We start from the raw sequence: 21,853 nt of genomic DNA on the forward strand, positions 1-21,853 counted from the left end.
ACGAGGAGACCCCATGTCCGCTGATTTCTACGACCCGAACAAGAAGTCGTCCGGCGGTCCGACGACGTCCTCCGCCGGTGGCCCCGCAGCGTCCGCCGAGCCCGCACCGCCGCCCATCCCGCCGCCCGCGGGCGCGCCCGCCTACCCGGTCCAGCCGCCGCTGCCGCCGGTGGCGGACGGCAACCTGGAACCGCTGCGCATCCCGACCGCGCCGCAGGGTGAGGGGGCGGCCCAGGACCGCGTCCGGATCGGGCTGTGGGGCGCGCCGCGCTCGGGCAAGACGACCTATCTGGCCGCGCTGCCGATCGCCGCGATGCAGGGCCGGCGGCACAGCCCGCACAACTGGCTGATCAGCGGCATGACACCGGAGGCCAACAACTTCCTCGGCGACAGCGTCTCCCAGCTCGCGGTCCGGCGGGTCTTCCCTCAGGCCACCGTGGGCATCCAGAACATGAGCTGGGCGTTCCAGGGCGAGGTGGCGCCGTCGGGGATGATGCGGCACCGGACCCAGCAGGTGAGCTTCGTACTGGAGATCCAGGACGCCTCGGGCGAGGTGTTCAAGCGGGACCACCCCCAGCACCAGGGGATCGTCGACCAGCTGGCCCGGGCCCAGGGCCTGATCTACCTCTTCGATCCCCTCGGCGACGCCCAGGAACTGACCGAGAGCCTGACCTTCTTCTACTCGACGCTGAACGAACTGAGCACGCGCATCCGGGACATGGGCGGGCACTACCGCGGCCGACTGCCGCACCATGTCTCCGTCTGCGTCGCCAAGTTCGACCACCCGGACGTCTTCCGGCCCTCCGTGGAGGCGGGCTGGGTCACCCAGGACACGGTGGGCTCGCAGCTGCCCAGGGTCCCCGCACAGCTCAGCGAGCGCTTCTTCCAGTGGATGTGCGACGACTTCCGCGGCTCCAACGCCCGCCTGGTGCGCGACGGGCTGGCCAACTTCTTCCATCCCGACCGCATCAGCTACTACGCCACGTCGGCCATCGGGTTCCGGCTCAATCCGCAGCACGTCTTCGACTACCGCAACTACGTCAACGAGGAGATCGTCGACGGCGTGCGCCGGATCTGCACCTCGCCCGAGCCCATCAACGTCCTGGAACCGCTGACCGACCTGGAGCACAACATCCGCACCGCACGCGCCGGGCGCAAGGGGTGGCGGCGGTGAACGAGGGCCTCGGATCGGTGCGGTTGACCGCCGACTGGGCGGTGCTGGGCAAGCATCCGGGGCAGGCCATGGGGTACGACGTCCTGGACGGCAGCCTGCCGGCGGACCGCGCCAAGCGCTACCTCTGGGGCGCCACCACCGGGGTCCCGGACAACCGGGACCCCGCGGAGGGGCTGCCGTGGCGGGTGTTCCTGGGCAGTGTGAGCACGGACCCGACCCCGGTGTGCGCGGCCGTGGAGACCACCTGGGACGGCAGCGCCGACGGCACCGGCGCCCCCAGCTACACCTGGCGGCTGCTCCTGCTGGAGTGGCCGCAGGCCAGCAACGCCCAACTGACCTGGTCCGCGATCGACCAGGTCCTGCCGCGCGACCGACTGCCCGACTCCGGGACCGGGGTGTCCCTCGCCGTGCCCCGCACCCCCGCCGCCGAACTCGCGGCCACCGTCGACCGGCTGGGCTTCGACTGGGCCGCCCGGGTCGCCGCCCTGCTGCTCGACCACCGGCAGGTGGCGATCGTCACCCCGCCCGGCGCGGCACTCCCGGAGGTCGCCGAGCGCGTCCGCGTCCTGGACGCGGTCTGCTCGCTGCTGCCGTACGGCTGCCGCGCCTGGCTCAGCGCCGCGACCTGGACCGGCCACTCCGAGCACGGCCTGCGGCTGGTCTTCGCGGCCACCGCGCGGACCGGGCAACTGGAGGTCCGGCTGGGCGCGGGCAGCCTGCCCGAACCCCAGGGCGCCGCGGCGCGCACCTATCTCGACGAGCTGCTGAGGCTGCGGGCCAAGCGCCACTCGACCACCGACCTGGTCGCACACCTGCTGGCCGCCGTCGCGGTCATCCCGGCACACGGTGCCGCCGAGGCGGTCCGGGTGCTGCGCGAGGCCGACCTGCTGGACTCGGTCATCGCGGAGATCGGTCACGGACGCGGTGAACTCCACGACGTGCAGCGGGTGCTGGAGCTGTATCCGGCGCACGCCCTGGGCGAGAACCGGCTGCGGGTGCTGGTGCCCTTCCTGGCCCAGCGCGCGAACCGCGGCAGCCTCCTGGCCCAGGCGGTGCTCCAGCAGCACTGGAGCCCGCTGACCCCGGGGCTGCTCGCCCGGGACGTCGTCCAGAGGGGCTCGACCCAGGAGTCCTTCGCACGGGCCAGGGGCTATCTGAGCCTGATGAACGCCCTGAACGCGGACCGTCCCGGTGCCTTCGAGGAGCTGTTCACCGACCTGGTGGGCGACCCGAGCCAGGATCCCGGCTGGACCGGGAACCTCATCTACATGGTGGAGAACGAGTTCGGCCACCGGTCGGAGGCGGCCGACGCCTTCCTCCTGCGCTCCCCGGCCGCCGGGCTCGCCTGGCTCCGCACGCTGGCGAAGAACCAGACCCCCGACCTGGCCCCGCTCCGCCGCCTGGCGGAGCGGGGGATCGGCGGGGACGCCGGCGGCACCGCCGGGTGGCCGCGCTTCGCCGCGGTCCTGGTGGGGATCGCCACCCCGGACCAGGCCACGGCCGAGGACGCCGCCGAGTTCACCGCGGCCATGGACGACGCCTGGCGGTTCGCCCTGGACATCGCCGCGACGGAGGGCCGGCCGGAGGTGCTGGGCCTGCTGGGCCCCGAGCTGCGGGAGGTGGCACGGGGCCGGGCCGGCCGCACGTATCTGCTGCACCTCCTGGACCGGCTGGTTCCGCCCGCGGCCGGCGGCACGGCGCCGGAGGTGGCCGCGGACGCCGATCTGCTGTACGCGCTGATCGCCGCCGCGCCGGGCGAGGTCCGGATGCCCTTGGCGCTGCCACGGCTGCGGCGGATCACCGGCGCGTGGGAGCAGGACGCCTACGCCTCCGCGCTGGTCGACCGGATCGGACCCGACGACCAGCTCCTTCGACTCGTGGTGGAGGCCCTGCTCGGCGAGGTGCCGAACGCGGACTCCTGGCGGGTGCTCAGCCGGCTCATGGAGCGTCGGCCCACCGCCGAGCACCTGGTGTGCGACGGCCTTGAGCGGCGGCTCACCCACAACCACCGGACCTGGCTCGACCTGGACTTCCCCGAGGAACTGATGGCGGCGCTGGAGCGCCGGCGCCACCTGGACTGGCTCCGGCCGCTTCGGGACTTCCGGAACGCCGTCCGGGCCCGCGAGCCGATCGAGGACCTGGCCCGGATCATCGTCCGGGCCACCACTTCGGCCTCCCGCGGGTTCCCCCCGCAGCTGCTTGCGGAGATCAGCGTCTGGCTGCGGGCCTACGGGGCGTCGGAGGGGTACGCCCTGAAGACCGCGCTGGACGCCGTGGTGCCCGGTCTGGGGCTCGAGTTGTACACGGCGGTCAGCCGGGGCGAGGAGGGCAGGGCGCTGCGGGACCAGCTGGCCCGGTTCAGCCGTCTCGAAGTCGACCGCCACCAGCGGATCCTGGCGGCCCTGGGGGCCGTACCGCAGGCCCTGCCCCAGGCGCAGCCGAGCCCGCGGCCCCTGCCGGCCGCACAGCCCCCGCTGCCGGCCCCTCAACCAGCGTCGCCGAACCCTCAGCCGCCGCCGGCTCCCCAACCACCGGCGGGGACCCTGCCGCCCGTCGCGCCGCCCCAGCACGCCGAGCGGAAGAAGGGCCTGCTGCGGAAACTCCTGCCGGATCGCCCCGACTGGTATCGGGGTACGAGGGAATGACCGCGCCCACCGCGATAGCGATCGACGCCGGCGCCCGCTTCACCCGCATCGCCCACCTCGGCGAGGACGGGACGCCGGTGCCGGCCGAGCTGCCCGGTTCGGTGCCCGGGGAGGGGCTGCCCACCCCGGTGGGCACCGGCGGTCACCGCGGCGCCGCCCTGCGGGACGCGTACGCCGCCTACCGCGAGCACCGCGGCACCCCCGAGCGCGTGGTGCTGGTCGTCCCCCAGCAGGACCGGGCCGACCACGCGCGCCGGGCAGTGGACGTGCTGACCGCCCTCCACGGCACCGACCCGATGCCCCGGCTGCGGGTGCTGGGAGCGCCGCACGCGGTCATGGCGCTGCTGCGGCACACGGCCACCGCGACCGCCCCCCGCTACACGGTGTGCGATCTGGGCGCCGGGGCGGTGGAGGTGTCGCTGTGCGCCTTCACCGCGGGCTCGGTGGCCGTGACCGGCTCGGCCCGGTACGGGCCCGCCGGCGGCTACGGCGCCGCATCCGACGCCGCCCTGCTGGACGGCGCCGGGCTGCCGGACGACGACGCGGGCCGCCGGGCACTCGACCAGGCCAGGGCACGGCAGGGGGCAGCGCAGCGGCTCGACGTCGCACTGCGGCGCACCGCACGCCACCCCGGGCGGTACGAGGACACCGTGGTCCTCCAGGTGGCCGGGCGGGACATCACCGCCGGCATGGTGCGCCGCGCGCTCGACCGGCTCGCCGCCGGTCTCGACCGGGCGCTGGCCGAGGCGCGGGGCGGCCGGCCCGCCCCGCCGGTGGTCGCGGTGGGCGGCGGGGCGCGGTTCGGCCCGCTGCTGCGGCATCTGGCGGACCGCCAGGGCGAGCCGGTCGCGCTGCCCGGCGGTGTGGACCCCGCGCACGCCGCCGTGTTCGGCGCCGCGCTGGTCGCCGCCGGCCGGGTCGACCCGGCCGACCGCTATCCGTACGCCGTGAGCGTGGGCACCCACCGGACCGCGGCGGGCCGACCCCGCGCGGAGGAACTGCTGATCAGCCCCGCCGGCGCGCTGGAACCGGGAGGCGCGACGGTGTTCGCCGAGTCCGGCGGGCGACGCGTCCTGGTGCGCACCGGGCCGGCCGGTGCGCGGCCGGTCCGGATACAGGTACGCGACGCCGAGAGCGGCGCGGTGACCTCGGCGGGCACCCTGACGATCCCTCCGGGCGCCGAAGGGGCGCGCTTCCACGTGGGCGTACGCATCGCCGCCGACGGGACGGCCCGTCTCGTCCTGCACCCGCTGGGCTCCGGGACGCCCAGCGAACACCCGCTCGGCGCCTTGCCGACCGACATCGAGGGAGCCCGTTCGTGATGCGATCCGCCGGGGGCCGTGTGCCGCGCCCCCACCCAGGGAACCGGGCCGCCCGGCGCGGCCGGCGTCTGGCCGCGCGGTGCCGGGGCGCCCTGCTGGCCGTGGCCCTGCTCTCCGTCTCCCTGCTCGCCGGTTCCGCGGCACACGCCGACGCGGGCCCCTCACGCGCCGAGATCTACCAGGCGCTCGGACTGAGCGACCAGCCCGCCGACTACGTCGTCCTGGTGGACACCTCGGGCTCGATGGCGGACGACGGCCGGTACAGCACCGTCCGCTCCACCCTGCGCTCCTTCCTGGACGGCCTGTCGCCCCGCGACCACATCGCGCTCATCACCTTCGACTCCCGCCCCGAGCCGCGCTACATCGGCCCGGCCGAGAACGCCGACCGGATCATCTCCCGGCTGCCCAAGGCACCCGATCCCCGGGGCGAGACCGACATCGGCGCGGCACTGGACAGCGCGCTGCGCGAGCTGGAGAGGGGCGACGCCGCCGAGATCGCCTCCGTGGTGCTGCTCACCGACGGCGAGCACCACCCGCCCAGGGGATCCGGGTACCCGAAGTCGAGCGGCGCCCCCTGGAACGCGCTGCGCCAGCGGGCCCACGCCATCGACCAGCGGGCCGAACTCGCCGGGTACGCCCTTCCCTTGGGCAGCGGGGCCAGCGGCGCCGAACTGCTCGGCGACGTCGTGGACGACACCACCGTGCTGCGGCCGGACAGCATCCAGGACCTCGACGCCTACCTGGAGCGGGCCGGCGACGGCACCCGGGCCCGCAAGGCGCGCCTCCTGCTCGCCGACGACATCGGCAAGGGGATCACCGCGTCCTGGACCGAGCGCGGCCGGCGCGATGTCACGGACGGATCCGCGACGGCCTCCGTCACCCTCCGCTCGACGTCCCGCCACACCCCGCTGACCGTCACCGGCCTGCGCGTCTCGGCCGACGGCACCCCGCTGCGGCTGAGCGGCCTGCCCACCCGGCTGACCCTGGCCCCGGGCACCTCGAAGACGTACTCGGTGCGGCTGCGCGGCACACTGCCGGCCGGCGGCGTGCCGTACCGCCACGCCGAGGAGACCGACGCGACCCTGCGGGTGTCCGGCCGGGTGACCTCGGCATGGCAGCGGGCGCTCGCCCCGGATGTGCGGCTGAAGGTACCCGAGCGGGTCCGGGTCACCGGGGCGGCCCTGCCGTTGCGGGCCACGGTCGGCTCGGCGGTCCTCCTGCCCGCCGCCGGCGCGGGCCTGGCAGCGGTCCTCGTGGCCGCCTGGCTGTGGTGGCGGCGCGTCCACCGTCCGCCGCTCCGCGGCGAACTGCTCGTCGTCCCGGCCTTCGGCGGGGAACTGCCCGAACGCATCGCCCTCTCCGGGCGCAGGGCGTCGCTGCGGCCGCGGTCGGGCGGGCGCGGCACGGTCCACGGCCGGCGCCGCAGGACGGACCGCGGGCCCCGGGTGGACCTGCTGATCCGCTACACCCCGGACGGCTCCGCCGACCGGCAGAGCGACGCCACCTGCGTGCCCGGCCGCCAGGCCGTCGTCAACGGGATGTCGTTCACCTATCTTCCCGAGCAGCGGGCCGAACAGGCAGCCCCCGGCAGCGGCCGGCCGCGATGAGCACCGCCCCCGCCGTGCTCAACGTCGCGGCCACGCATGTCGGCACCGAGGCCCTGGGGCCGGGCGTGCGGTCCGCCCTGTGGGTGCAGGGCTGCCCCTTCCACTGCGCGGGCTGCGTCGCCCCGGACTGGATCCCCGACCGCCCGGCCCGGCGCGCCACCCCCGGGGAACTGGCGGCGGAACTCCTCGCCGACCCCCGGGTGACCGGTCTGACCCTCTCCGGCGGAGAGCCGATGCGGCAGGCGGCCGGACTGGCCGAGGTGGTCGGGATCGCCCGGGAGATCCGGGACGTCTCGGTGATCTGCTTCACCGGGTACCGCCTGGAGCGGCTGCGCGCCCAGCCGCCGGATCCCGGCGTACCGGCGCTGCTCGCCGCCGTCGACGTACTGATCGACGGCCGCTATGTGGCCGCGCTCGACGACGGGCGCGGGCTGCGCGGCAGCTCCAACCAGCGGATCCACCACCTCACCCGGCGGTTGGCCGACAGCGGGCACGACCTCGACCGCGGACCCCGCAGCGCCGAGATCGCCATCCGCGGCCCGGAGGCCCTGCTCATCGGGGTGCCCCCGCCAGGGCTGCCGGCCGCCTTCGACACCGCGGTCGACGCCGTCCGCGGCCGTATGTCCCCAGGAAGGAAGCACCACCGTGAGCGGTAAGAAGCGCATCCAGGTCGACGAGTCGGAGTGGTACCGCCTCCAGCGGGAGGCGCAGCAGCTGAAGAACGTGCAGCGCAACCTCCCCCGGCTCATCGACGACGTACGGGCCCGGACGCGCGCGGACATCGACCGGACCTTCTCCACCGTCCAGGAGCGGCAGCGGCAGCACGAGGAGGCGGTCCGCCGGCTGAGCGACCGGACCCGGGAGATGGAGGCCGACACCACGCGCAGGCTTCGGGAGCAGGCCGCCGAGCTGCACCGCACCCTGCACGAGACCGCCGGCCGGATGCAGGAGGAGACCCGCCGCCGGCTCGCCGAGCAGCAGGCCGAGACCCGGCGCGCGATCGCCGAGGAACGCGCCGAGCGGCGCGCCGAGACCGCCCGGCTGTCCCGGGAGATCGACGCCCTCACCGAGGACCGGGCGCGGGCCGCCGAGACCGTGCGGACCTGGCTGGCGGACGCCGACACCATGGCCGGGCTGATCGGCCGGACGCTGCCGCACCAGCGGTACGCGCCGGGGGAACTGGACCGGCTCACCGCCCGGCTCGGCACCGCGCGGCACAACGCCGCCGACGGCCGGTTCGACGCCGCCCTCGCCATGGCGCAGGACACCTACCACTCACTGGGCGAGCTGCGCGTGGACATCGAGCAGCGCGAGCTGGAACGCTGCTCGGCGCAGCAGGAGGCGGTCGAGGCCCTGGTGCGCGTCGAGACCCTGATCACGGGCAACGAGCAGCGGCCGGTCATCGGGCCGGACGGCGAGGCCCTGGCCGGATATGTGCTCGACGTCGTGTACTGGTCGGAGGGCGAGCTGGAGGAACTGCGCCGGGAGACCGGGCACGCGCTCACCCGGGCACGTGACGACGCGACGGCCACCGAGGAGTTGCGCGGCCTGCGCGACGAGGAGGCGCCCCGGCTCGAACAGGCCCTGGGGGGCACCGTGGAGCGTGCCGGGATGCGCCACCTCGCCTCGCAGATACGTGTCAACCTGGCCGACGCGGTGGCCCAGAGCCTGAGCGAGTACGCCTACTACGACCTGGTCGACGGCGAGTACGAGGCCGCGGACCCCCGGGGCAGGTACTACGCCAAGCTCCGCAACGACGCCACCGGCAACGAGATCGTGGTGGACATCTCGCAGGCCGACCGGGACTCCGAGCAGTGTGTGGTGCGGGTGCTCTCCTACGACCACGACGCCACGGCCGAGGCCGTCCTCCAGGACCGCGCCGAGGCGATCCAGCAGGCGCTGGCGGCGGACGGCCTGAGTGCGTCGGCGCCGGTGAGGGAGCCGGGCCTACCGGACCCCGCGCTGACCGACATCGCACGGCACCGCGAGCCGGACCCGGCCGCGCAGGCCGCGGCGCGGCCCCCGGAGGGGCGGCGGCCGGGGGCGGCCGCCGAATGACGGAGCCGGCGGTGGAGACGCCACCCGCGCCCGGCCCCACCATGGAACGGTTCGATCCGGCCGTCCTGCACAGCGGCGAACCGTTCACCATCCTCTACGGCCCGGGCGTGGGAGACGTCTTCGTGGACAGCGCCTACCAGATCTGCTTCTTCGAACAGGCGCTGTGGCGGCTGCTGCGGGCCGACGGCTTCGAGCGCATCGTCTTCAGCTCCCTCCAGCACCCGGTCTACTTCCGGGACCACGCCTCCCGCGACCTCTCCCGCGGCGAGAGCCGCCGAACCGCCAGCGCCCCGAACCCGCCGGGCGCACGGACCATGCGGCACCCGCGGCTGCGCGGGCCGCTCGACGCACTGCTGGTACGGGACTTCGGCCGCCGACCGGCCCCGGAGCCACCGGGGAACCAGCCGGCCGGCGCCGCCGGCACCGGCTCCGCACCCGCGGCGCCGTCCACCGGAGTCTCCGACCCGTTCGGGGTGATGACCCTCGTCGGCTATCTGCGCGGGTCGAAGCGGCGGACCGCGGTGGTCTTCCCGCACGCCGAGGAGATCCTCCGCCACACCCGCGCCCCGCGGCAGCTGGCCGACGCCCTGGCCGGCTGGGCCGACCACGTCGACGACCGCAACCAGTGGATCCTGGTCTTCAGCAAGCCGACCCTGGACGAGGTGGCGGAGTTCGTACGGGGCTGCGGCAACTATCCGCGGCTGGACACCTTCGTCACCGAGCGGCGCGCCGCGCCGGGCCGCGGCGGCACCCTCCGGATCGACCACCCCCAGGCCGCCGAACTGGAGCGGCTGATCCACGCGGTGCGGGTACGAGAGCGCCTGCGGATCGCCGACTGGCGGGAACTGGACCCGATCGTCAAGGCGATGGCCGCCCATCCGGAGACCGCCCGCGCCTGGCGGACCCGGCTCAGGGAACTGGCCGCCGCGGGCGGGGAGCTGAGCCGCGACACGGTGCGCCAGTGGGTGGGCGCGGTGGCCGCCGACGGCCGCACCCCCTGGGAGCGGCTGGCCGCCATGCCCGGACTCGACGCGCTCAAGGAGCATGTCGAGCAGCTGCGGGCCGAGGTGGAGGCGAACGCGGAACTGCGGGCCGCGGGGCGGCTCACCCACGCCGAACCCCCGGCGCTGCACCTGGTGTTCACCGGCAATCCGGGCACGGGCAAGACCACCGTGGCCCGGCTGGTCGGCGAGATGTACCGGGACCTGGGCCTGCTCAGCCGCGGGCATGTGTTCGAGGCGAGGATCAGCGACCTGGTCGCCGGATACGTCGGGCAGACCGCCGGGCGGACCGAGGCGGCCGTGGACCGGGCCCTGGACGGGGTGCTGTTCATCGACGAGGCCTATGGACTCAGCGACCAGCGGGAGGGGTTCGGCGGCGAGGCGATCCAGACACTGCTCAAGCGCATGGAGGACGACCGGGGCCGCCTGGTCGTCATCGTGGCCGGCTACCCGGAGAAGATGGCGGAGTTCCTGGCCGCCAACCCCGGCCTGGCGAGCCGGTTCCCCGGGTACAACATCATCGACTTCCCCGACTACCCACCCGAGACCCTGCACGCCATCCTGCTGCGCCGCCTGCACGAGCTCGGCCTGAGGCCGGCCGCCGACACCGCCGACCGGCTGCGGGAGATCGCCACCGAGATGCACCGGACCCGCGGCGAGGACTTCGCCAACGCCCGGGACATGCGCACCCTCGCCGACGCCGTGCGCAGGGAGTGGGCGCGACGCGTCCGGGGCAACGTCACGGAGCCGGTCAGCGCCGCCGACATCCCCGAGCAGTACCGGGCCTACCTGCCCAAACCCCCGCCCACCCCCGCCGCCCTGCTGGCCGAACTCGACGACTACGTGGGTCTCACGCCGGTCCGGGAGGTGCTCACGGGCCTGGCCGACCGGCTGAGGATGCGCCAGGACCTGGGCAAGGACACCATCGCCCCGCCCCATCTGCTGTTCACCGGGCCGCCCGGGACCGGCAAGACCACCGTGGCCCGGCTGATCGGGAAGCTCTTCCGCGACCTCGGCCTGCTGCGCAGGGGACACATGGTGGAGGCGACCCGCACCGACCTGGTCGCCGGCTATGTGGGACAGACCGCGCCCCTGGTGCGCCAGGCCGTGCACGACGCGCTGGACGGGGTGCTGTTCATCGACGAGGCGTACAGCCTGGTCCGCGACACGGGAGGACAGGGGGGCTTCGGCGCCGAGGCCATCGACACGCTGAACCGCGAGATGGAGGAGTGGCGGGGCCGCCTGGTGGTGATCGCGGCCGGCTACCCGCGGGACATGGACGCACTGCTGGACTTCAACGCGGGGATGCGGTCGCGGTTCACCACCCGGGTGCCCTTCCCCGAGTACACGCTCGAGGACCTGGTGGAGATCCTGCGCCGGATGGCCGCCGCGGACGGCTACACCCTGGGCGCGGGAGTCGTCGAACGGGCCGCGAGCTGGCTGGAGCGGACCCGGCGGGCGAATCCGGCCGCCTTCGGCAACGCCCGTACGGTGCGCGGACTGCTGGGGACCATGGAGGGCCGGATGGCGGCCCGGTACGTACCGGGGGTCACCGAACCGGAGTTCCGGCCCGAGGACGTGCCCGGCCCGCCGGTCAGCCCCCCGTCCGAAGGAGGGTGACCCGCCCTTCGGTGTCCTGCGCCCCGCGCTCCTCCAACACCTGGCCCAGCGCCTCGTCCGCCGCCCGGAGCCGCTGGTCGATGGCGTCCGTCACGGCCTCCACCTCCTCCAGCGTGGCGTGCTGCCCCGCCTGCGCTTCGGCGGTGCCCCCCGCCGCCGCGGCGGCGCCGCGCAGCGCCCGGGCGAGTTCGCGGTCGGCCTGCGCGTGCCGGCGCAGGGACGCCAGCCGCGAGCCCCGCTCGGCCTGGATGCGCTCCAGGCGGTCATGGCAGGAGGCGAGCTCGGCGAGGCTCGCCTCGTGCTCCCGCTCCGCGGCGGCCAGCGCCCCCTGCGCCTTCGCCGCCCGCTCCAGGACCTGCCTGGTCTGCGGTGCCAGGACCGCGAGCTGGTCCTCGGTGAGCCGCACCAGCGCGTCACTGCCGGTGCGCAGCGCCCCGTCCACCCCGGTGTCCCGGCCGCGCAGCTCCGCCAGCCGGCCGCCGATGACCTCCTGCTGCTCGCGCAGCGCGTCCAGCGCGAGAACCAGCCGCTCCAGCCGGCGCAGCTCGTCGACCTGCCGACGCAGCTCCTCGTGCTCCGCCAGCCGGCGGCGCAGGGCCTCCTCCGCGGCCACCAGCTTCTCCAGGACCTCGCGCTCGGCCGCGACCCGGTCGCCCGCCTCCGTGAGCTGCCGCATCAGCTCCTCGGTGCCGCGCCCCACCCGGTCCCCGGGCCGGGCCGTCGCCAGCAGCCCGGGCAGCGCCTCGGCCAGCCCCCGGCCCTCCTCCAGCGCGTCGTCCAGCTCGTACAGGACCGCGAGCGCGTGACTGCCGCCGGCGCCGCCGTCCACCCGGCCCACCGCGGCCGCGGCCCACCGCAGGGCGCACCCCAGCACCCGCAGCGCGGCCTCCTGCTCGCCGATGCCGGTGGCGGCCAGCACATCCGCGATCTCCCGCCTGGTGTCGTCCACGACGCCCCCCGTCGGACTCCCGTCCCCTCGGACCCTCATCGAACCCGCCCGTGTCCGGACCGCACCGGCCGGCCGCGGTGCATCACCGGGAAACCCGCCCGCGGACGGCGCTCCCGGCACTATCCTCCTTCAGACCGGTGTCCGGCGGGTGGCAGTTCGGGGGACTGATGGCCGAGTTGGTGCGATTCGACGGTCCTGAAGGGACCTCACTGCTGGTCGAGGTGGCGGACGACGGACCGGAGCTGGAGCTCATCGCCCGGGATCCCAGCGGCGTGGCGCAGGCCGGCCGCCGACTGGAGGAGGCGCTGGCGGCGGTGCGCCCGGCCCTGCGCTCGGTGGCCGACTCGATACGGGCCCTGGCGCCCGACGAGTACGAGGTCGAGTTCGGGATGAAGCTCAACGCCGAAACCGGTGTGGTGATCGCCAAGACCGCCCTCGAGGGGCACTTCAACGTCACCCTCCGTTGGAGCCGGAGCGCTCAGGGCACCGGGGAGTGAGCCGGTGGCCGCGGCTCGGGAGCGCCCGCCCTGGCTGGTGAGCGTCCGGCGCTCCCGCGCCGAGGATCCGGTCGGCGCCGGGCTGCTGGTCACTCCGCGGCACGTGCTGACCTGCGCCCATGTGGTGCGCCCGGGGTCGGCCCCGGGGCTGCCCGAGGACCCGGTGTTCGTGCAGTTCCAGCACGCCTCGGCACACGAGCCGATCCCCGCCACCGTGGTGCCCGGCGGCTGGCACCCGGTCTCCGGCTCCGGGAACGGTGACATCGCGGTCCTGGAACTCGGCGCCCCGGCGCCCCCGGAGGCGGAGCCCGCACCGCTGCGCAGTACGGACCCCGGCACCTGGGACCACCGGTTCCGCGCCTACGGCTACCCCCAGGAGCGCTCGCGCCAGGGGGTTCCGGTGCGGGGCGAGATCATCGGCCACGCCGGCAGCGAATGGCTGCAGGTGGAGGCGAGCCCGCACAGCGGCTGGGCGCTGGAACGGGGTTTCTCCGGCTCCCCGGTGTGGGACATGACGAGCCAGGGTGTGATCGGCGTACTGGTCGCCCGCGACTCGGTGAAGAAGGTCGACCGGCGCACGGCCTACGCGATCAGGGTGGAGACCCTGGTGCGGTACTGGCCCGCGCTCGCCCCGTACGTCCGCGACGCGACCTCCGAGGAACTGCGGACCCGCCTGGAGAACCTGCTGTGGATCCCGCTGACCGAGGAGGGGGAGATCCCCCGGGTCGACCAGGTGGACCCGCACGACATCGGGGTCTCCCGGTCCACCTACAGCGACCACCCGGACCAGGCCCCCTATGTGCCCCGGCGCCGGCAGGACGACCAGCTCGACGCCGCCCTCGCCGGGGCCAGGTTCGTCCTGCTGGCCGGGCGCTCCAAGGCCGGCAAGTCCCGCACGCTGTACGAGGCGCTGCGGCGCACGCTGCCCGGCGCCCGGCTGATCGTGCCGCGCCCGGACAGCTCGGGCTCCCGGATCCTGGACGACCTGAGCCGGCTCAAGCTGCCGACCGGATCGGACCGGTCCGTGCTCTGGCTCGACGACCTGCACCGCTACCTCCAGCCCGGCGGCCTGGACCTGCAGATCCTCGACCGGCTGGCCCACCGGAACCCGGCCGTCACCGTGGTCGCCACGCTGCCTGCCAAGCAGCGGGCGGCGCTCACCGCCATGGAGAACGAGGTCGGCCGCATCGCCCGTACCGTCCTCGGCAAGGCGCGCACCGTCGAACTGCCGTCGTTCCTCGCCGCCGAGGACGCCGCCGTCGCCCGGGAGCTCTATCCCAGGGAGGACTTCACCTCCCGCGGCATCGGCGAGCTGATGGTCGCCGCTCCCGCCCTGGAGCAGCGTTTCGGCGACGCCCCCGAGAGCTGCCCGGCCGGCTGGGCGCTGGTGAAGGCCGCCGCCGACTGGCACCGGATGGGCATGACCGCGCCGGTGCCCGAGGCCGCGCTGCTGGAGCTCTTCGAGGCCTACCTCCGCGCCCACCCCCCGCACGTCGACGCCGACGAGTCGCTGTACGGGACGGGCCTGGCCTGGGCGCGGGAGCCGGTCGCCGGCGGCATCGCCCTGCTGGAGCGGGTCCCGGGCCCCGACGGCAGGCCCGCGTACGCCGGATCCCCGTACCTGTCCGAGTACCTGGACGGCAGGTCCGACGACCCGTCCGCCGCGGTGCCCGCCTTCGCCTGGGAGTACCTGGCCGGCCGGCAGCCGGCCGGGGAACTGCTCCGGATCGCGTACGTGGCGCTGGTGCGCGCCGAGCCCGATGTCGCCGTGCGGATGTTCCAGCGGGTCGCCCGGGTGGCGGACGACCGGGAGGGTTCGGCCTGGGCCTCGCTGATGCTCGGTGAGATACGCCTGTACCAGGGGGACTTCGAGCAGGCCGTGGCCCTGCTGGACACCGCGGCCTCCTCGGGCGCGGAGGACGTGGTCCCGCTCGCCCAGGTCGAGCTGGCCGGAGTGCTCATGATGACCGGTGAGCGGGCCCGCGCGCGAGCGCTGCTGGAGGTGGCCGTCGGCGCCCGGGACCCGCAGGTCTCGCAGATGGCCCAGGTCGGTCTCGCCCGGGTGCTGGCGTTCCAGGGCGAGGCCCAGCGGGCCGAACAGCTGCTGGAGGCCGTCCTCGCCGCCGGCGACGCGGAGGTGACCACCCTGGCCCAGACGGAGCTGGTCCGGGCGCTGACCGACGGCGGCTCGCGGGGAGTGCGCTCCGGGCGCGCGGCGGGCCGCGAGATCGGAAAGCCCGGTGGCCCGGCGCTGGGAGCCGCCCGCGCGGGTTCGGCCGAGATGGCCGAGCAGCCCTGGGCGCTGTCCCGGGCGGTGGGCGACTCGATCGCGGGCCAGATCACCGGGCTGGCCGAGGTGAACCTCAGCGGGCTCTACGCCAACCAGGGCAAGCTGGACCGGGCCGAGGAACTGCTGAAGTCGGCGGTGAGCAGCGGCGGGTACCACATCGTGCCGCAGGCCCAGTGGGGCCTGGGCGAGCTGTACATGCTGCGGGGCAGGCTCGCCGAGGCTCACGGGATGCTGGAGGCCGTACTGCGCTCCGGACATCCGCTGCTGGTCCCGCCCGCCACGGTCAGCCTCGCGATCGTGCTGCTGCGCCAGGGCGACGAGCGGGCCCTGCCCATGCTGCGCGAGGTGGACCGGCTGGGCCATCCCGATCAGGGGCCGCGCGCGGCCTGCGTCCTGGGCGAGTGGTACACCGGCCAGGGGGATGCCGAACCGGCCCGGCACTGGCTGGACCGGGCGATCGCCTCCGGCCACCCGGACTGGTCGCTCACCGCCCGGGTCGACCTCGCCTTCGTCGTGGCGGCGGACCGGGAGACGGACGGCGAGCAGGACGGGACGGCCCGGGCCGAGGAACTGCTGAGGGAGGTGATGCGGTCCGGGCACCCGGAGCAGGCCCCGCGCGCCGCCGACACCCTGGGTGAGCTGCTGGCCGCGGAGGGCCGGCCGGGCGAGGCGGAGGAGGCCTACCGGGCGGCGATCGCCTCCGGTCACCGCGACTGGACCCAGATCTCCCGGATCAACCTGGCCGCCGTACTGTCCGGCAGCGGGGAGAGCGGCACGGCCGAGGTGCGGGAGCTGCTCACCGAGGTGATGGGGTCCGGGCACCCCGAACAGGGTCCGCGCGCCGCCGACATCCTGGGTGATCTGCTGGCCGCGGACGGCCGGGTGGAGGAGGCGGAGGAGGCCTACCGGGTCGCGATCGACTCCGGCCACGGCGAGTGGTCCCTGATCGCCCGGATCGACCTGGCCGTGATGCTCGCCGACAACGGGGACCTCGCACGGGCCGAGAGCCTGCTGCGGGTGGTGGCCGAAGCGGACAACCCCACCGCGGCGGTCTGGGCCAACACACTGCTCGGCATGGTCCTGGTGTACGGCGGCCGCAGCGCCGAAGGCTTCCCGTACCTGCGTGAGGCGGGTGAACGCGGTCAACCGCCGGTGGCCCAACTGGCCCGCTTCCAGCTGGCGAAGTTCCTGCTCGACGGCGACGGCGACGGCGACGGCGGCGCCGACCACGCCGAGGCCCGCGAACTCCTGCGGTCCGTGGTCGAGGACGCCCCCTCGGACGTGACCGAGGTGGCCCGTGCCTACCTGTGCGTGCTGCTGCTGCGCGAGGGCAACCACGACGCGGCCGGGGAACTCATGCTCGGCGTGGAGGAGTCGGGCGACACCGAGGCGATCGCGGTCGCCTATCTCGGCGCGGGGGAGTATCTGCTGGAGGTCGGTGAGGTGGAGGCGGCCGGGGACCTCCTGGAAGGCGCCCTGCACGCGGACGACCCGCAGGTCGCGGCCCGGGCCGGGGCGCTGCTGGGTGTCGTACGCCGTTCCGCCAACGACTTCGAGGAGGCACGGCGGCTGCTGGGCGACGCCCTGGCCACCGGGGACCCGGAGGTCGAGCCGATGGCCCGGCGCTACCTCGGCAGCACCCTCTTCCGGATGGGCCTGCTCCGGGAGGCCGAGGAGGTCCTGCTCCCCCTGGGCCGCTCGGCGGACGCCGAGCACCGGCCGCAGGCGCTGCGCCTGCTGGGGCAGGTCCTGGTGGCGGACGGCAGGCCGGAGGAGGCATACCCCTGGTTCGAGGAGGCCATCGGGTGCGGCGACCCGGAGACCGAGTCCGCGGCCCGCTACGACTTCGCCGAGTTGCTGCTCAGCATGGGGCAGCGGGAACGGGCCCGGGAGGTCTGGGCCCCGGAGGTGGCCGAGGAGGAGGAGCCGGCGGACGGCCCCGCCGGGACCGGCCCCCTCCCGGCTCCGGCCGCCGGGCGTGCGCCGGCCGACCCGCCGGGGCCCGCCCCGCACCCCCTGCCGGCGGTGGTGCTCTCGCTGCTGGGCGACGTGGCCTCCGCCGAGGGCGACGAGGCCGAGGCCCGCTACTGGTACGGCCTGGCCGGGAACGGGCCGGAGCCCTCGGCATGAGCCCCGGACGGGACGCGGCTTCCGCGGCCCTGGTGTCGCCGGACGGTCGCGAAGGAGCCCTCGCTGGGGAACCCGGGGTCCGGCCGCTCCGGGAACCGCGCTCCGATCACCGGCACATCGGTTGAATGACCGATGTGCCGCGCCGCCGGCAGGGCGCATAGTCCTCATCGTTCGACCTTTCCGTGCCCGTACGCGCTCCGCGTGCGCTCGGCTCGGACGTACCGATGAAAGGACGCCGCCATGGCCACTCCCGCAGACCTGGTCTTCCTCAACGGGTCCGTACTCACCGTCGATCCGGCCTTCACCGTCGCCTCCGCGGCGGCCGTGACCGGCGGGGTGATCAGCGCCGTCGGCGACCACGAGGCTGTCGCGTCGCACATCGGTCCCGACACCCGGGTCGTCGACCTCGGCGGCAGGACCCTGCTTCCCGGCATCAACGACTCGCACCTGCACGGCTGCGCGTTCGGCATCGGCATGCCGCCGCTGTCGCTCGCCGTCGGCTCCCCGGCGGTGCGCTCCCTGGCCGACGTGGCCGAGGCCGTGCGGGAGGCGGCTGAGCGGACCCCGGCGGGGGAGTGGATCACCGGGCACGGCTGGGACCCCGGCTACCTGGAGGAGTGCGTCGCCGACCCCTCCCGGCTGCCCACCCGCCACGACCTGGACGCGGTCAGCCCGGACCACCCGGTGCTGCTGTACTCCTTCTCCGGCCACGCGACCTGGGTCAACTCCGCCGCCCTGGAGCTGACCGGGGTCGGCCGGGACGCGGTGGCCGAGTACGGCTCCCTCATCGTCACCGACGCCGACGGAGAGCCCACCGGCATCCTCCACGAGGCTGCCCAGGACCTGGTCCACCGGGCGCTGCCGGCGCTCGACCCGGCGGTGCGGGCCACAGCGATCAAGGCGACCCTGGGCGCCCTCGCCGCCCTCGGCATCACCAGCTACACCGAGCCGGGGCTCGGCCCCGGCGGCGACGCACTGATGCGCGGCGCGATGGCCCACAGCACCCTGGACGTCTACCGGCGGCTGCTCGCCGACGGGGAGCTGACCGCGCGGGTCAGCGTGCTGCTGCTGCCGAGCGGGATGGGGGGCACCGCCGAGGAGTTCATCGAGGCCCTGGACGGGCTCGGCACCGTCACGACCGCCGACCCGCGACTGCTCAACGTCGTCGGGGTCAAGGTCTTCGCCGATGGCGTCGTGCCGAACAAGACCGCCTGGATGCACGAGCCGTACGTCGGCGGCGGCTGCGGATCCCTGTGCGTCGGCAGCGGCAGCGACGATGAGCGGGTCGCCGAGGTCCGGCGGATGATCCGGCACGCGCATGCCGCCGGCTACCAGCTCGGCGTCCACGTCACCGGGGACCGCGGCATCGACGCCGTCACCGAGGCCTTCGCCGAAGCGGCCACCGAGCACCCCCGGACCGACCCCCGCCACTACGTCATCCACGGAGACTTCCTCAGCGCCCGCAGCATGAAGACGCTCGCCTCGCACGGCTTCGGCGTCAACATGAACCCCACGATCAAATGGGTCGTGGCGGACCTGGAGGAGGAGTTCGTCGGGGCCGAGCGGGCGGCGTACGCCTGGCCGTACCGCGACGCCATCGACGCCGGAGTGACCGTGGCCAGCGGCTCGGACGCCCCGGTGACCTTCCCCGACTGGCGCCAGGGGGTCGCCACCATGCTGCTGCGCGAGTCCAAGGCGAGCGGCCGGGTCAGCGGGCCGGACCAGCGCATCCAGCTGGCCGAGGCGCTCCGCACCTACACGGTCAACGCCGCCTGGCAGGACTTCGCCGAGGAGTGGAAGGGCTCGCTGGAGGTCGGCAAGGTCGCCGACCTGTGTGTGCTCGAGGGGGACCTGCTCACCGCCGCCCCGTCCGACATCCCGAACATGCCGGTGGTCCTCACCGCGGTCGGCGGGCGGATCGTGCACGACCTGCTGAAGGACTGACCAGCCTTCATGCGATGATCGTACTGAGATGGTGGCGAAGCGGAGCTCAGTACAGGTGCTCGGCGCGGCCTTGCGGGTACGCGAGGCCGCGCGGCACGCCGTCCGCGGCGAAGCGGACGCCGCGGCCGTACTCACGGCACTGTCCGAGGTCATCGACTACGACCATGCCTCGCTGTCGCGCTGGGACCCACTGCTCCGCCGCCACCTCACGCTGACGGGCAGCTACCCGCCCGAGGTCACCGCGTACATCGAGACCCGGCTGTACGACGACCCGATGTTCGCGCTGATCCGCCACTCGGCGGACGCCGCGCGCTGGCTCCGCGACGTGCCGGGCCCCCTGCGGCGGATATCGCCCGGCTTCCGCGAGGTGCTGGAGCCGAAGGGCATCACGGACGGGGTGGCGCAGTGCCTGTTCACCCCCGACGGCCGGTACGTCGGCGTGCTCAACGTCAGCACCACACGGGTGCGCGGCCGGCGCGACCCCGCCCGGGCCGCCCTGCCGCTGCTGGCCGACTGCCTGGCGGCGGTCGCCGACCGGCCGTGCCCGCCCCCGGCCGCCGCACCCGGTACCGCGGCGCCAGGAGGCGGAGAGGGGGTGGGCGTCGTGCTGTTCCCGGCGCGGCGGGCCGAGCCGGTGCCGCTGGAGGGACGCGTGCCACCGGAGCTGGCCGACGCCGACTCACCGCTGGCCGCCGTCGTCCGGCGGGCCGGTGCCGAGCGCCCGCTGCCCGCCACCTTGCTGGTGCCCCACGGGCCGCGACTGCTGGAACTCCGGCTGACCCGCCAGGGCGCCGAGACCGTCGTGGTGTGCCGTCCCGTCGCCCGCCCCGGCGGGCTCTCCCCGCGCGAACTCCAGGTACTGGCCGAGCTGACCCTCGGGCGGACCAACCAGGAGATCGCCACCCGGCTGTTCGTCACCCCGCGCACGGTCGCCACCCATGTGGAACACATCCTGGGCAAGCTCGGCCTCCACAACCGCGCCGCCGCCGCCGCACGCGCCGCCGCCTGGGGGCTGGAGCCGCTGTAGCCGGGCCCGGACACCCCGGGCAGCACGGTGGTGGGCCCACCGGCGGGCCGGACCCGCCCGAAGGCGGCAGCCGGGAGGGGATGGCGACCCCGGCGGGCCGGTCCCCGGCCGCCCGGCGCGAGCGGGGACTTCCGACCAGGTGCCCGCCGGGAGCCGGGGGACTACAGGGCACCCACCTCGGTGACGCGGATGACCGCACGGCCCTCCTCGTCCGAGGCCGCCAGGTCCACCTCCGCCGAAATGCCCCAGTCGTGGTCGCCGTTCGGGTCGGCGAAGGTCTGCCGCACCCGCCACAACCCGTGCTGCGGCTGCTCCTCGATGCTCAGCAGCTTGGGCCCGCGGGCGTCCGGACCGGTACCCAGGTCCTCGTACTCCTCCCAGTAGGCGTCCATCGCCTCGCCCCAGCGCTCCTCGTCCCAGCCCGACTCCCCGTCCAGCTCGCCGAGCTCGGCCACCTTGTCCAAGGCGGCCAGCTCCACCCGGCGGAACATCGCGTTGCGCACCAGCACCCGGAACGCCCGGGCGTTCGCGGTCACCGGCTTGACCTGGTCGGCCCGCTCCTGTGCCTCCTCCGGCGACTCCTCGCCGGGGTTGGCCAGCTGCTCCCACTCGTCCAGCAGGCTGGAGTCCACCTGCCGCACCATCTCACCCAGCCAGGCGATCAGGTCCTCGAAGTCCTCCGACTTCAGGTCGTCCGGGACGTTGTGGTCCAGTGCCTTGAACGCACTGGCCAGATAGCGCAGCACGATGCCCTCGGTGCGGGCCAGGTCGTAGAACGAGGTGAACTCGGTGAAGGTCATGGCCCGCTCGTACATGTCGCGGATGACCGACTTGGGGGAGAGCGGGTGGTCGCCCACCCACGGGTGGCTCTTGCGGTACAGCCCGTACGCGTGGAACAGCAGCTCCTCCAGCGGCTTGGGGTACGAGACCTCCTGGAGCCGCTCCATCCGCTCCTCGTACTCGACGCCGTCCGCCTTCATGGCGGCCACCGCCTCGCCGCGCGCCTTGTTCTGCTGCGCCGCCAGGATCTGCCGCGGGTCGTCCAGCGTCGACTCCACCACCGAGACCATGTCCAGCGCGTACGAGGGGGACTCCGGGTCCAGCAGCTCGAACGCGGCCAGCGCGAAGGTGGACAGCGGCTGGTTCAGCGCGAAGTCCTGCTGCAGATCCACGGTCAGCCGGACGATCCGGCCCTCCGCGTCCGGTGTCTCCAACTGCTCCACGATCCCGCCGTCCAGCAGCGAGCGGTAGATGGCGATGGCCCGGCGGATGTGCCGCAGCTGGTTCCGGCGCGGCTCGTGGTTGTCCTCCAGCAGCCGCCGCATCGCCTCGAAGGCGTTCCCCGGCCGGGCGATCACCGACAGCAGCATGGCGTGGGTGACCCGGAACCGCGAGGTCAGCGGCTCCGGTTCGGAGGCGATCAGCTTCTCGAAGGTGTTCTGGCCCCAGCTGACGAAGCCCTCGGGGGCCTTCTTGCGGACCACCTTGCGGCGCTTCTTGGGATCGTCTCCCGCCTTGGCCAGCGCCTTCTCGTTCTCGATGACATGCTCGGGCGCCTGGGCCACCACGAAGCCGGCGGTGTCGAACCC

Annotated in this window: 13 protein-coding genes; 11 read left to right on the forward strand and 2 right to left on the reverse strand. The window is 74.7% G+C overall.

Features of this window, described 5'->3' with window-relative positions; translation table 11 throughout:
- Positions 1-13 precede the first annotated feature (13 nt).
- The 7 genes from E4099_RS03120 to E4099_RS03150 are packed head-to-tail and all read left to right on the forward strand — an operon-like array spanning position 14 to position 11,427.
- Positions 14-1,174, forward strand: coding sequence for a hypothetical protein (locus tag E4099_RS03120; RefSeq protein ID WP_135337345.1), 1,161 nt, complete (start codon positions 14-16; stop codon positions 1,172-1,174).
- Positions 1,171-3,819 carry a hypothetical protein gene (locus E4099_RS33500; protein WP_135337346.1) on the forward strand — a complete coding sequence of 883 codons (2,649 nt, stop codon included), beginning with the start codon at positions 1,171-1,173 and terminating at the stop codon, positions 3,817-3,819. Before E4099_RS03120 ends, E4099_RS33500 begins: the two co-directional genes overlap by 4 nt.
- The gene (locus E4099_RS03130; protein ID WP_135337347.1) at positions 3,816-5,141 is read left to right on the forward strand and encodes a hypothetical protein; all 1,326 of its coding nucleotides are present in this window, start codon (positions 3,816-3,818) and stop codon (positions 5,139-5,141) included. Before E4099_RS33500 ends, E4099_RS03130 begins: the two co-directional genes overlap by 4 nt.
- Complete coding sequence (locus tag E4099_RS03135) at positions 5,141-6,748, forward strand: vWA domain-containing protein (RefSeq protein ID WP_135337348.1); 1,608 nt, start codon at positions 5,141-5,143, stop codon at positions 6,746-6,748. The genes E4099_RS03130 and E4099_RS03135 overlap by 1 nt, the downstream gene beginning before the upstream one ends.
- On the forward strand, positions 6,745-7,404 hold the full coding sequence (locus E4099_RS03140) for a 4Fe-4S single cluster domain-containing protein (RefSeq protein ID WP_135337349.1): 660 nt from the start codon (positions 6,745-6,747) through the stop codon (positions 7,402-7,404). The genes E4099_RS03135 and E4099_RS03140 overlap by 4 nt, the downstream gene beginning before the upstream one ends.
- Positions 7,394-8,806, forward strand: a complete 1,413-nt coding sequence (locus E4099_RS03145) for a hypothetical protein (protein ID WP_209446508.1) — start codon at positions 7,394-7,396, stop codon at positions 8,804-8,806. Before E4099_RS03140 ends, E4099_RS03145 begins: the two co-directional genes overlap by 11 nt.
- Positions 8,807-8,817: 11 nt before the next feature.
- Complete coding sequence (locus E4099_RS03150; RefSeq protein ID WP_245244558.1) at positions 8,818-11,427, forward strand: AAA family ATPase; 2,610 nt, start codon at positions 8,818-8,820, stop codon at positions 11,425-11,427.
- Here the strand turns inward: E4099_RS03150 and E4099_RS03155 are convergent.
- Entirely contained in the window at positions 11,402-12,376 is a 975-nt protein-coding gene (locus tag E4099_RS03155) for a coiled-coil domain-containing protein (RefSeq protein ID WP_135337351.1), read from the reverse strand. The genes E4099_RS03150 and E4099_RS03155 overlap by 26 nt on opposite strands.
- 167 nt (positions 12,377-12,543) lie before the next feature.
- Between E4099_RS03155 and E4099_RS03160 the strand changes: the two genes are divergently transcribed.
- The 4 genes from E4099_RS03160 (at position 12,544) to E4099_RS33945 (ending at position 20,264) form a co-directional block, all read left to right on the forward strand.
- The gene (locus tag E4099_RS03160; RefSeq protein WP_135337352.1) at positions 12,544-12,873 is read left to right on the forward strand and encodes a CU044_2847 family protein; all 330 of its coding nucleotides are present in this window, start codon (positions 12,544-12,546) and stop codon (positions 12,871-12,873) included.
- Positions 12,874-12,877: 4 nt separating this feature from the next.
- Positions 12,878-17,293 (forward strand): tetratricopeptide repeat protein, encoded by a 4,416-nt coding sequence (locus E4099_RS03165; protein ID WP_135337353.1) that lies wholly within the window; start codon positions 12,878-12,880, stop codon positions 17,291-17,293.
- A 240-nt stretch (positions 17,294-17,533) separates the two neighbouring features.
- Entirely contained in the window at positions 17,534-19,237 is a 1,704-nt protein-coding gene (locus E4099_RS03170; RefSeq protein WP_135337354.1) for an amidohydrolase, read from the forward strand.
- Positions 19,238-19,265: 28 nt separating this feature from the next.
- On the forward strand, positions 19,266-20,264 hold the full coding sequence (locus E4099_RS33945) for a helix-turn-helix transcriptional regulator (protein ID WP_245244560.1): 999 nt from the start codon (positions 19,266-19,268) through the stop codon (positions 20,262-20,264).
- Positions 20,265-20,425: 161 nt separating this feature from the next.
- Here the strand turns inward: E4099_RS33945 and E4099_RS03185 are convergent.
- A partial coding sequence (locus E4099_RS03185; protein WP_135337355.1) for a DUF3516 domain-containing protein occupies positions 20,426-21,853 on the reverse strand: 1,428 nt, incomplete at its 5' end.

Origin of the sequence: Streptomyces palmae, assembly GCF_004684805.1 — a bacterium.
GTDB classification, from domain to species: Bacteria; Actinomycetota; Actinomycetes; order Streptomycetales; family Streptomycetaceae; genus Streptomyces; species Streptomyces palmae.